Source organism: Sphingobium naphthae (genome assembly GCF_043589935.1).
In the GTDB taxonomy this organism is placed as follows: Bacteria; Pseudomonadota; Alphaproteobacteria; order Sphingomonadales; family Sphingomonadaceae; genus Sphingobium; species Sphingobium naphthae_A.
Genome location: NZ_CP171455.1, coordinates 40192 through 52264 on the forward strand (window position 1 = coordinate 40192; position 12073 = coordinate 52264).

11 protein-coding genes are annotated in these 12073 nt (G+C 68.2%); 5 read left to right on the forward strand and 6 right to left on the reverse strand.

Features of this window, described 5'->3' with window-relative positions:
- Positions 1–48 precede the first annotated feature (48 nt).
- Positions 49–1284, reverse strand: coding sequence for a cation:proton antiporter (locus ACGGKE_RS15330; RefSeq protein ID WP_394442698.1), 1236 nt, complete (start codon positions 1282–1284; stop codon positions 49–51).
- A 244-nt stretch (positions 1285–1528) separates the two neighbouring features.
- Here ACGGKE_RS15330 and maiA point away from each other — a divergent pair, with 244 nt between their 5' ends.
- Positions 1529–2155: a maleylacetoacetate isomerase gene (gene maiA / locus ACGGKE_RS15335; RefSeq protein WP_394443108.1), complete on the forward strand. Its 627-nt coding sequence runs from the start codon at positions 1529–1531 to the stop codon at positions 2153–2155.
- A 30-nt stretch (positions 2156–2185) separates the two neighbouring features.
- Here maiA and ACGGKE_RS15340 read toward each other — a convergent pair whose 3' ends face one another.
- The 5 genes from ACGGKE_RS15340 to ACGGKE_RS15360 all read right to left on the reverse strand — a co-directional run bounded on the left by ACGGKE_RS15340 (position 2186) and on the right by ACGGKE_RS15360 (position 7439).
- Positions 2186–2545: a hypothetical protein gene (locus ACGGKE_RS15340; protein WP_394442701.1), complete on the reverse strand. Its 360-nt coding sequence runs from the start codon at positions 2543–2545 to the stop codon at positions 2186–2188.
- Positions 2546–2675: 130 nt separating this feature from the next.
- Positions 2676–3545: a BadF/BadG/BcrA/BcrD ATPase family protein gene (locus tag ACGGKE_RS15345; RefSeq protein WP_394442704.1), complete on the reverse strand. Its 870-nt coding sequence runs from the start codon at positions 3543–3545 to the stop codon at positions 2676–2678.
- Positions 3542–5239 carry a D-lactate dehydrogenase gene (dld, locus tag ACGGKE_RS15350; RefSeq protein WP_394442707.1) on the reverse strand — a complete coding sequence of 566 codons (1698 nt, stop codon included), beginning with the start codon at positions 5237–5239 and terminating at the stop codon, positions 3542–3544. Before dld ends, ACGGKE_RS15345 begins: the two co-directional genes overlap by 4 nt.
- On the reverse strand, positions 5236–6387 hold the full coding sequence (gene nagA, locus ACGGKE_RS15355; RefSeq protein ID WP_394442710.1) for an N-acetylglucosamine-6-phosphate deacetylase: 1152 nt from the start codon (positions 6385–6387) through the stop codon (positions 5236–5238). The genes dld and nagA overlap by 4 nt, the downstream gene beginning before the upstream one ends.
- On the reverse strand, positions 6384–7439 hold the full coding sequence (locus tag ACGGKE_RS15360) for an SIS domain-containing protein (protein ID WP_394442713.1): 1056 nt from the start codon (positions 7437–7439) through the stop codon (positions 6384–6386). The genes nagA and ACGGKE_RS15360 overlap by 4 nt, the downstream gene beginning before the upstream one ends.
- A 165-nt stretch (positions 7440–7604) precedes the next feature.
- Between ACGGKE_RS15360 and ACGGKE_RS15365 the strand changes: the two genes are divergently transcribed.
- From ACGGKE_RS15365 to ACGGKE_RS15380, 4 genes are read left to right on the forward strand one after another with little or no spacing between them, the layout of a single operon-like run.
- On the forward strand, positions 7605–8495 hold the full coding sequence (locus ACGGKE_RS15365; protein WP_394442716.1) for an N-acetylmuramic acid 6-phosphate etherase: 891 nt from the start codon (positions 7605–7607) through the stop codon (positions 8493–8495).
- A gap of 3 nt (positions 8496–8498) precedes the next feature.
- The gene (locus tag ACGGKE_RS15370; protein ID WP_394442719.1) at positions 8499–9230 is read left to right on the forward strand and encodes a GntR family transcriptional regulator; all 732 of its coding nucleotides are present in this window, start codon (positions 8499–8501) and stop codon (positions 9228–9230) included.
- Entirely contained in the window at positions 9230–10741 is a 1512-nt protein-coding gene (locus ACGGKE_RS15375) for a permease (RefSeq protein WP_394442722.1), read from the forward strand. The genes ACGGKE_RS15370 and ACGGKE_RS15375 overlap by 1 nt, the downstream gene beginning before the upstream one ends.
- Positions 10734–11762: a serine hydrolase domain-containing protein gene (locus ACGGKE_RS15380; protein ID WP_394442725.1), complete on the forward strand. Its 1029-nt coding sequence runs from the start codon at positions 10734–10736 to the stop codon at positions 11760–11762. Before ACGGKE_RS15375 ends, ACGGKE_RS15380 begins: the two co-directional genes overlap by 8 nt.
- Positions 11763–12073: the final 311 nt, after the last annotated feature.

Here is a 12073-nt window from a genome sequence, read left to right on the forward strand (position 1 = left end):
TCGAGTTGGTCGCGCTGGCGACAGATGCACCGAACGAAATGCTGCCCGTCAGCTGGGGTGCGGCGGCCCTGCGGCAGTGACTCGTGGATCATTCATAGCATCCTGATCGGTCAGGCTGCTCAAGCCGCGTCGCGCCATCGGCGTCGTCAGCATCGTGCTCGCGAGCGCCATCAGCAGCAGGGCCGTGAAGGTCGCGCCGCTGATCACCTGCCGGTCGAGCAGAATATTGACGAAGATGATCATGATTAGCGCTTTGGTCTGCAACAACCAGCCAATGACACTCGCTTCGCCGCGCCGCCAGCCGAGCAACCGACCGGCGATGCGCACGCCCAGCAGCTTGCCGCCGACCGCCGCAGCCAGCAGCAACAGCGTCACCCACATCAGTTCCACCCCGCCCATCGCCCAGACCGTCCGCAACCCGGTGCTGAGGAAGAAGACCGGCATAACCGTCAGCAGCAGCATATCGCGCAGCCGGTCGAGCGCGTCGCCATCGAACCATCCGCGGTCCAGCACCACCCCGGCCAGGAAGGCGCCCACCATGAAGTGCAGCCCGGCCCAGTCGGCGGCAAGCCCGGCAAGCGCGAGCCAGACCATCGACAGCCGCAGACGTTCGGCCGGCGCCATGCGCTGCATCAGCGCGCGCATCGCCCAGGCGACGAAGGGAAAGCAGAGCAGGAAGCCCAGCTGCCGTTCCATCCGCGGCCAATCCAGCAGGATCAGCGCCAGCACGGCCCAAATGGCGATGTCGTCCAGGCTGGCATAGCGCAGCACCCGCTGGCCGAGCGGCGCGCGCAGGATCGCCAGTCGGTCCATCAACAACACCAAAATGGGAAGGGCCGTCACCGCACAGGCCATGCCAATGCCCAGCATCGCCTGCCATGGCTGGCCCTGCGCGCCGATCCACCCCGGCCGCATCAGGATCAGCCAGCCCGCAAAGCTGCCAAGCGCCAGCGGCGTCAGCAGCGCCAGGCCCGCCGCTGTCCAGCTGTCCCGTCGCGCCGCCCATGCGGCGCTGAGGTCAAGCTCGATCCCCGCCAGCCATATGAACAGCATCACCGCCCACAAGGCGATGCCGTTGAGCGCCGCGATCGCGCCCGGATTGAAGATCTGCGCATGCAGAGCCGGTGCCGCCATGCCCAGCACGCCGGGCCCCAGTAGCACCCCGACGATAATCTGGACCACCACCAGTGGCGCGCGATCATCGTCACCCAGCATGCGCCAGATGATCCAGGGTAGCCCCATGATCATCAGCAGGATCAGCAGGAATATCTCATTGTCCGTCATGCGCTCGCCCCCGCGGCTCCCCCTTTTTCCGGCGCGCCCTGTCGACGGGTCCAGTCACCTAGCGTCATGGCAGGATCGTCGCGACCGGTATAGGGGCCTTGTCGTCGTCTCAGCATGCCCGAACGGTTGCCCTCGGGCTCTCGGGCTGCAACATGCGCAGAAAAGCCTGGGGACTGGAAGGAGAGCGAAATGATAAGGAAAGAGACAGGTGCGAACGCGACCGGCGCAGCGCCGCATGACTGACATCGTCCTTCACGGCTATTTCCGCTCGACCGCCAGCTATCGCGTGCGGATCGCGCTTAATCTGAAGGGCATCGCCTACCGGCAGCGATCGCATCATTTGCGCAAGGGCGAGCAGCATGCGCCTGATTTCCTGGCGCTCAATCCGCAGGGATTTGTCCCGGCGCTGGAGATTGATGGCGCGGTGCTGACGCAAAGCCTCGCCATTTGCGACTATCTTGAGGAGCGCGAGCCGATGCCGTCGCTCCTCCCCGCCGATCCCCTGCTGCGCGCGCGCGTCCGCGCCTTCGCGCAGATCATCGCCTGCGACATTCATCCCATCCAGAATCTGCGCGTTCTGGACCGCCTGCGCGAAGCTGGCCTGGACGGCGCGGCGGTCAGGGCGTGGGCGGCGACCGTCATCGAGGATGGATTGGACGCCTGCGCCGCGATGATCGCCGATCAGCCTGGCCCCTATTGCTTCGGCGCAGACGTCACCCTCGCCGACCTGTTCCTGGTGCCGCAACTGGTCAATGCCCGGCGCTTCGGCGCGGACCTGCGCTGGCCGCGCCTGCTGGCGGTCGAGCGCGCGTGCCTCGCCCTCCCTGCCTTCGCTGATGCAAGCCCGGAGCAGCAGCCCGACGCCGAGTGACGCACGCGCCGCTTTACCGCGCCAGGCGCATCATTCGAGAAGCCATGCCTCGGCTTCATCGCCGCAATCGAAAAAACGAACGCCGTCTCTGCCGAAAAGGCGCTGTGCCTGCAGCCGTGAGAGCGACGAACTGCATATGAAAGCGATCCGGCGTGAACGCACCTCAGGCGGAGCAAATGCCGTCGCGAAGGTGGCGATGATATCCTGGGCCTGTATCGGCATATCCGTTATATCGGTGATCGTCAAATGGCCTGGCGCTTTCAACGCGGTCAAAGCATCCCGATAGGCTGCGGCGAAATCCTGCACATCCTTTTGTCCAAAAAAGCCCGCCATCTTTATTCGGACAAGGTTACGGCTCTTGTCGGACGCTATCGAATAATTGGCATCCATTTCATCTCCCCTCCCCTTCCAGCCGACGCTGCCTTTAAACAGCGCTCGCGCAAGAGGTGCGAACTATGGCTGCAATTTAGCCCTTGTCGAGAGGTAAGTGCTCGGGAAAGCGAATGACGCGCACCGCTTCTTACTGCGCGGCCCGCCGATAGCCCGCGAGCAGGAGCGCCCCGTCCAGCGCATCGCCCATCGGCGCGCTCAATCCCGCGACCGTGCGCGCGCGCAGCCAGGGCTGCATCCGCGGCGCAAGCCCGCCCAGCAATGCGCAGCGCGTCGCCCCGCGCTCGAAGATCGTCTCGATGAAGCGTTCGATATGCTGCACGGCATCCTCGACGATCGACCGGGCGATGGCGTCGTCCGCTTCCGCATGGTCCATCACCAGCGGCGCGAAGCTGCCATAATCCTTGGGGCTGGCCGCATCCATCCAGGCGATCGCGCGGGCGGTGTCATGGCCGAACCGCTCGGTCACCGCGCGGCTGAGCGGCGTCGCGCGTGTGCGGCCGTCGAGCGCGCGCAGCGCATGGCGCATCGCGCTCAGCCCCAGCGCCGCCCCGCTGCCCTCGTCGGAAATGGGAAAGCCATAGCCGCCGATGGTGAAGTCGCGTCCCTTTGCCCGCACCTGCGCGATGCTGCCTGTGCCCAGGATCAGGATAGCGCCGTCCGCGCCGCCATGCGCGCCCAGATTGGCGATGAAGGCGTCGGTCTCATAGGCGACCGAGGCAAAGGGAAAGGCGAAATCCGCCAGCGCGGATCGCACCCCTGGCCGGGATATGCCGGCAATGCCCATGCCCGCGCGAATGGCGGCGACCTGATCGCGCGCGAGGCCGGCCTGTGTAATCGCCTGGTCCGACACGGCGCGCAGCGTCGCATAGAGCGGCTCCAGCCCGATGCGGGCATTGGCTGTGCCGCCCTGTCCCGTGCCGATCACCGTCCCGTCCGCCGCGATCAGCCGCGCGCGGCAGTTGCTGCCCCCCGCATCGATGCCCAGAAAATAGCTCATGGACGGGCCGCCTCCTTGTGCTCATCGCCCCAATATCGTGCGCGCGCAGTCTGGCCGATCCCCGGATTGCACTGGTTGCGCGGGTCTATGGCGCGGTAGAAACGCTCCAGCGCCGGCTTCGCCCGATAGAGATGGCCGACATTATGTTCGGCCGGATATTCCGCCCCGCGTCGGTCCAGCAGCCAGAGCCGATGCTCGAACGCGATCGGCTCCACGCCCTTGCGCACGATATAATCCTGATGAAAGACGTGGCAGAAGAAATGGCCATAATAGAGGCGATGGATCACCTGCGCCTCCATGTCCGGCGGCAGGATCTCCTGCCACTCGGTCGCATTGCGCGGCAGGGCGATGTCCAGGGCGACGATGTCCGCCACCGCCCGCCTGTGGACCGCGCGATAGCGCACCGCCGCCCCGGCCGCGACGAAGCGGTGAAGGAAGGCCTTGGCGGCGATCGGGGCCGGGCATTCGAAATGATCGGCCTCAGCGTCGGCGAACAGGGTCGCCAGCAAGGCGCGCGTCTCGCCGATCGCGGCCTCAGGCACCTTGAGCAGCAGATGATGCGCGAAACGGTCGCGAAAGCGCCGCATCGCGCGCGGCAGATGATCGGGCAACAGGCGGCCGATCCGCTGCATCATCCGATCGCTGAACCCTGCCTGCAGGAAGGGCAGGCCGTCGAACCAGGCCTTGGCGGCGGACAGGGCCGGCAGCCTGTCGGTGCCCAGCCGCTCGATCGCGACGAACATGTCCTTGCCATAGCGATCGGCGATGTCGAACGCGTCGCGATGCATATATTCGCCCGCGATCGGCAGGGTCGACGCGTCGCGCAATATGGCGCGGCGCAACGCCGTCAGGCGCGCGGGATCATTGGTCCCCAGGTAGAAGGTCGCCGCCCCCTCCTCCCGCGGAAAGCTGTCGACCCGCACGGCAAAGACGATCAGCTTGCCCGCGCTGCCCGCCGCTTCGAACAGGCGGCGCGCGTCCGCGTTGAAGCGCGCTGGCGTGGCGCTGTCGATCTCGCGGACATGGGCGGCATAGCCATGATCATGCGCCCAGCGATCCGCGCAATCCTGGACATCGGCTTCGCTGAACGCGCCGCTGTCCAGCCGCCGCAGCATCTCCTCGGGATCATCGCCCAGCGCGACGCCCAGATGATTGATCAGGCGCAAGCTTCCGCCCGGCTCCACCACCGCATGCAGGCTGAGCTGCGTGAAGGCGGGCCCGCGCTGGACCAGCGATCCGCCGCTATTGTTGCAGATGCCCCCCACCACCGACGCGCCGAAACAGGATGAGCCGATCACCGAATGGGGCTCCCGCCCGATCGGCTTCAGCGCCTTTTCCAACGCATGCAGCGTCGTGCCCGGCAGGCAGATGGCCTGCCGCCCGTCGCGAATCAGATGCAGATGCGCCAGGCGGACCGTGCTGATGATGACGCAGCAGCCGGGATAATCCTCGCCATCGGGCGTCGATCCGCCGGTCAGGCCGGTGTTCGCTGCCTGCATCACGATCGACACGTCCGCCGCGACGCAAGCCCGCCCCACGCGCCACTGCTCGACCAGGCTGCCGGGCCGCACCACCGCCAGCGCTGCGCCCGATCCGGTGCGATAGCCCTGGCGATAGCGGGCCGTCGCGCGCGCGCTCGTCAGCACATGGCGGCCGCCGACGATCGTGCGCAGCGTCGCGATCAGGTCGCTCACTCGCCCGCCTCGCTCGCCATGCCCGCAATCCAGGTTGCTCGCACCCGGCGCTGCGCGTCGAGATGAACCAGATCGGCGCGCAACCCCGGCGCGATCATTCCTGTCTCCCGCTCCAGCCGCAAGAAGCGCGCGGGATTGCCGCTCGCCATGCGCGACGCCTCTACGATGGAGCAGCCCAGCATGTCCATGGCGTTGCGAAAGGCTTGCGCCATGCTGAGCGCCGATCCCGCAAGCGTGCCATCCGGCCCGCGACAGGTGCCATCGACCACCTGGATGTCCTGCCCCATCAGGGTGAAGCGCGTGCGCTCGCCTCCAACCGGCGGCATGGCGTCGGTGACCAGCATCGCGCCCTCCACTCCGCGCGCGGCCAGCGCCACGCGCAACGCAGCGGGATGGACATGCAGTCCATCGACGATCAGCCCGACATGGCTGGTCCGATCGAGCAGGGCGGCGGCAACCATGCCCGGTTCCCTACTCCCCATTTGCGTCATCGCGTTGAACAGATGCGTAAAGCCCGCCAAACCTTCGGCCAAAGCCATAACCGTCTGATCATAATCAGCCAGGCTATGGCCTGCCGCCACGATGACGCCGGCCTGCGACAGTGCGCGGATCGCGCCCGCAGGCGCCAGTTCGGGCGCCAGCGTCACGATGCGGCGGCCGCGCGTCGGCTGCGTCAGCCGCTCCAGCACCTGCCTATCGATCGCACGGAACTTGGCCGCGTCATGAATGCCCCTCTTGGCGGGGTTGAGATGCGGCCCTTCGATATGCACGCCCAGCAGGCCGGGCATGGCCTGCGCCAGCGCCGCCTCTCCGGCTGCGATGACCGCGTCCACTATGGCGGCGTCATCGCTGATCAGCGTCGGCAGCAGCCCCGTCGTCCCGAAGCGGCGATGCGCCGTCGCGATCGCGCGCAGCCCCTCCATATCCGGGCGGTCGTTCAGCAATATGTCGCCGCCGCCATTGACCTGCGTGTCGATGAAGCCGGGCAGCAGCCACCCGCCCTCCAATGGCCGCTCGACATAAGAAGCGGGCCGCGATCCGCGCGGGACGATGTCGATGATCCGATCGCCCTCGATCAGCAGCGCGCCATCGTCAATGACGCCTTCGGGCTGCACAATGGCCGCGCCGACAAGGGCGATGCGGCTCATAGGGTCCGCGTCACCTTGGCCAGATGCGGTGGCTGGTCGGGGTCGAGCCCCCGCGCCAGCGCCAGCGCATTGGCAAGGCCATAGAAGCTCTGGATCTGCGCGATCGCGCCCAGCACCGGATGGCCGCTGGACGGGCCCGGCAGGGCCAGCGTCGCCGCCGCGACATCCTCGTCCAGGCCAGCGGCGATCACATGCGCGCCGCGCCCGCGAAACTCCGCCAGACGATCGCGCAGCCCCGCCCGCGCCTCGTCCATCGGGCCGAACGCCAGAACCGGATCGCCCGCTCCTATCAGGGTCATGGGACCATGCGCCACCTCCGCGATGCTGAAGGCTTCGGCATGGATGCGCGATGTTTCCTTGAGCTTGAGCGCCGCCTCCCCGGCAATCGGCAGGGTAAGGCCGCGTCCCAGCACCAGCATCGCCCGCGCGTCGCGCAGCAGCGCGGCCGCCGGGGTCCAGTCCGCCGCGACAGCCGCCTGCAACGTCTCCTCCACGGCCGCCAGCGCGTCGCGCAGCGCATCGTCGTCGCTCCACTCCGCCACCAGATGCGTCAGCGCCACCAGCGTCGCGATGAAGCTCTTGGTCGCGGCCACGCTGGTCTCCGGCCCGGCATGGATGGGGACGCAAATGTCGGCGATCTGCGCGAGCGGCGCTTGCGCGTCATTGACGATGGCGACGATCAGCGCGCCCTGACGCTGCGCGTCCTGCGCCGCCGCGATCAGGTCCGGGCTGCGCCCCGATTGGGAAATGGCGATCAGCGGCACGTCCCGGAAACGCGCCGACGTCGCACGGTAGAGCGACCCGATCGAGGGCGCGTGGCTGAGCGTCGGCACCCCCGCCCCCGTTTCCAGCAGCACCTTGGCGAAGGCCGCCGCCTGGTCCGAACTGCCCCGCGCCAGCGTGGCGGCGAAGGGCGGCGCCAGCGCGCGCAGCCGCCGCCCCGCTTCCCGCACCAGGTCGGCGTTACGCTTCACCTGCTCGGCGCAGCGCGCGGGCGCCTCCGCCGTTTCGCGGGCCATGATCGTGGGCGAATGCACAGCGGAATCCGTCATGGCGAAACCATACCAGATGAACATGGAAGGGCAATTGGATTTAATTTGGTTGCATCGAAAAGCGGTTCGGACAATACCAATGCAGGGCGCGCCGGCCTTCCGCCTGTCCCCTCGAAGCTGAACCGATCCCGTCCTCGCGTCAATGCCTTCGCCATGGAGCCCTGCATGAGTACCGAAGCCATCGATCCGCGCTATGTCGACATCGACCAGTGGCCGACCACGCTGGCCGTCGAAGCGATGCTGGAGGGGCAGATGGCCGCCATCGCCGCGATCGGATCGCAGACGCCCCGTATCGCGCAGGCCGCCGAAGCCGCCGCCGCCCGGCTGGGCGCGCGGGGGCGGCTCGTCTATGTCGGCGCGGGCACGTCCGGCCGGGTCGCGGTGCAGGACGGCGTCGAACTTTATCCGACCTATAATTGGCCGGAGGATCGGCTGCTTTTCCTGATGGCGGGCGGACTCGACGCGCTGACCCAGGCGGCCGAAGGAGCGGAGGATGACGCCGACGCCGCCCGCGCCGCCGTCGCCGCCGCCCATATCGGCCCAGACGATGTGGTGATCGGCGTCGCCGCCAGCGGCCGCACCCCCTTCACCTGCGCCGCCATCGCCGCCGCGCGCGCCGCTGGCGCCCTCACCATCGGAATCGCCAATAATGACGGCACGCCGCTGCCGGCGGGTGCGAACCATGGCCTGGTCGCCGACACCGGCACCGAAATCATCGCCGGATCGACCCGGATGAAGGCGGGCACGGCGCAGAAGGCGATGCTCAACATGCTGTCGACCGCGATCATGCTGCGCCTTGGCTTGGTCCATCGCGGCCGCATGGTCAATATGCGCATTTCCAATGCGAAGCTGCGCGCGCGCGGCGAGCAGATGGTCTGCGACATCGCCGGGGTGGACCGGCCGGCCGCGGCCCGCGCGCTGGATCTGGCCGGGCTGGACATCAAGCAGGCGGTGCTGATCGCGATCGGCGTCGATGCGCAAGCGGCGGGGCGGCTGCTGGCCGACCATGGCCACAATCTGGCGGATGCGATCGCGGCGGCAAAAGGGGGGGAGTAAGCGATGCGGGACAAGTTGGTGGCGCGCAGCGACGACGGAACGCCGCTCTACCTGCAATTGGCGCGCAACCTGCGCGACCATATCGAAAGCGGCGGCATCACCCCGGGCAACGCGCTGCCGTCCGAACGCGACCTCAGCGAAATGGCGGGCATTTCGCGCGTCACCGTGCGCAAGGCGATCGAACAGCTGATCGAGGAAGGCGTGCTGTTCCGCAAGCAGGGGTCGGGCACCTTCGTCGCCCGCCGGATCGAAGCGCCCGCCTCGGTCCTCTCCAGCTTCACGCATGACGCGCGTTCGCGCGGCGAGGATCCCGGCGTCATCTGGATGATGAAGAATTACGCCCAGCCGACCGAGGAGGAAGCCGCCGCGCTCGCCATCGCCCTTTCCGCCCGCGTCGCGCGGCTGGGCCGGGTGCGCCTGTCGGGCGGCGAGCCGCTGGCGATCGAGCATGCCGTCGTCCCCGCCGATTGCCTGCCCGACCTCTCAGCGATCGGCGACTCCCTCTATGAAGCCATGGGCCGCAGCGGCTTTCGCCCGACCTCCGGCACGCAGCGGGTGCGCGCGTCGCTCGCCACCCCGACCGAAGCCGGGCTGCTCAGCGTCCGCCACAATAGCGAGGTCCTGCGGATCGAGCGGCTGACGCGCATCCTGGGCGGCCGCGCCGTCGAATTCACGCGCTCCGTCTATCGCGGCGACCGCTACGACTTCGTCACCGAACTCAAGGAGATTGGCTGATGAGCGCGTCCATCGCCGCCACGCCGGTCGGCGCGCAGGCGCAGCCCGCCCCGCGGCCGCCGATGCGCACGCTCGGCCTCTATCTGCTGCTCGGCTTTTCCGCCGGCCTGCCCTTCTACATGTTCAACGCGGTGCTGACGCTGCGCCTCGCCCGCCATGGCGTCGATATCGTCATCATCGGCTTCTTCGCCTGGATCGCGCTGCTGCCGACCTTCAAATTCGTCTGGGCGCCGCTGCTGGATCGCTACAGCGTGCCCGGCTTCTCCCGCTTCTGGGGCCGGCGGCGCGGCTGGATCATGCTCTCGCAGCTCGGCATCTTCCTCTCGATGGTCGCCATGGCCTTCACCTCCAGCGACCAGAGCCTGCCGCTCACCGCCCTGTTCGCCATCCTGCTCGCCTTCTGGACCACCACGCTGGAAGTCGCCGCCGATGGCTGGCGCATTGAACTCGCGCCGACCCAGGCGCAGCAGGGGCCGATCGTCGCCGCCAACCTCTGGGGTTATCGCAGCGCCATGGTCGCGGCGGGCAGCGGCGCGGTGCTGGTCGCCGCCTGGGCGGACTGGACCTGGGCCTATCTCGCCATCGCGATCGCCGCCTTCCTGCCCTTCCCCATGCTCGCCGCGATGCGTCCGGAGCAGCCGGGCGCGACCGGCCGCATCGGCGCGCTCGCCAGCGGCACGCTCATCAGCCTCGCTCTGATCGCCATCGTCGGCCTCGCCACCGCATTGATCGGGTGGGCGGCGCTTTCGGCGGTGCAGGGCGCAGGCTTTTCGGCGCAGACCAATGTCACGCCGATCGTCCTAGCCATCGCGCTTCTGCCCTTCGTCGCGCTCGCCATCGCCCTGCCGCGCATCCGCCGCCTGCCCGCCGATGCGCCGGCAAAGATGCCGGGCTTCATCGCGCCCTATGTCGAGATTTTCTGGCGCTTCGGTTATGCCGTGCTGCCGGTGCTGGCCTTCGTCTCCTTCTACCGCATGGGCGACGTGCTGACCCTCACCTTGTCGCACCCGCTCTGGAATGCGGCGGGTTACAGCCTGGAACAGATCAGCGTGGCCGACGGCATCGTCGCGCTCACCTGCTCGATGGCGGGGGTGGCGCTCGGCGGCCTGTGCGCCGCGCGGTTGCCGATGACGGTGGCGCTCATCATCGGCGCCTGCGCATCGGCGATCGGCAACTGGGTGTTCGTCTGGCTCTGGTATGCCGAGCCCTCCGCCTTCGTCCTCTATGTCGCGGCCGGCGTCGATCAGTTCGGCCATGGTCTGGAGGGGGCGGTGTTCGTCGTCTACCTCTCCATGCTGGTCAGCCCGCGCTATCCCGGCACGCAATATGCCTTCCTGTCGGGCTTCGCCTTCCTGCTGCCGCGCCTCATCGGCGGCGCGGCGGGCGCGATCCAGAAGCAGATCGGCTATGATGGCTTCTTCATCCTGTCGGGCGCGCTGAGCTTCGCCGCCATCCTGTTCCTGCCGATCGTCATGCGCGTCCGGCCAAGAGCGGGCGCCGGCCATGATTGATCGGGTCTGCGACGCCGCCTTCGCGCCCGCCGCGGGGGCCGTGGCGAGCGGCCGCATCCCCGGCGCGACGCTCGGCATCGTCACCGCCGACGGTCGGTCCGCGGTCCGCCTCGCCGGATCGGCGGCCATCGTGCCGCAGCGCGAAGCGCTGACCCGCGACCATTGGTTCGACCTCGCCTCGGTGTCGAAGGTGATCGCCACCACCACCATGATCCTGCAGCTGGCGGAGCAGCGCCGGCTCGACCTCGACCGGCCGCTGACCGACGCCATTCCCGATCTGCGTCAATATGATGTGGCGCATGCGGCGGAACGCGCCCTTACTTTTCGCGATTGCCTGGCCCATCGCACCTTCCTGCCGGCGGTGGAGCCGATCTACACCTATGGCGACGATCCCGCGCGGCTGCGCGCCTTCGTGCTCCAGCGCGAATGGCGGCACGGCCCGGCGGTCTATTCCGACATCAACTTCATCCTGCTCGGCATCGCGATCGAGCGCATCACCGGCGCGCCGCTGTCCGCCTGGCCGCTGGGCGAAGGCCTCAGCTACGGCCCGCCGCCCGGTCCTGCGGTCGCGACCGAAGCCTGCAGCTGGCGCGGCCGCGTGCTCAAGGGCGAAGTGCATGACGAAAACGCCCATGCGCTGGGCGGCGCGCCTGGCCATGCCGGCCTGTTCGGCACGGTCGATGGCGTGCTGCGCTTTGCGCTGGGCATGCTCGACGGATCGATCCTCTCCCCCGCCATGGTGGCGCAGGCCCGCATCGCGCAGGAAGGCCATCGCACCTGCGGCTGGGAACGCGCCTTTCCCGGCTGGTCGGGCGGCGACGCCTGTTCGGCCGACGCGATCGGCCATACCGGCTTCACCGGCACGGGCCTGTGGATCGATTTCGACCGCGGCCTCGCCTGGACCCTCCTCACCAACCGCGTCCATCCCACGCGCCATGGCGACAGCGGCATCTTCGCCCTGCGCCCTGCGGTAGGCGAAGCGCTGGTGGAGGCGTGGGATCGAGGTCAATCCCAAGGATAGCCCACTGTGAAGACCGCAGGCGCCAGCCGGAACGTCGATCGCCGACGCAATTCTCTTCCAAAATAGGATTTTCTCTGATCTATCCTGGGGGATGAAGGACGTCGCCAACCCTCTGCCGCCGATCGGACCGCGCCGGCTCTTGCCTGTCGCGTCGGTGTCGCTTCGCGGGCGCTTTCCGGTCGCTTCGGGCCGAAAAAGGCCGACGACACTGTGAACTTCGGTAGGGCAGACCCTGGCCCCATTTTGCGGGAGCGCACCCACTCGACCGTGCTCGCCGGCCGTGACGGCGGGGCATTGCCACAGGTTATGGA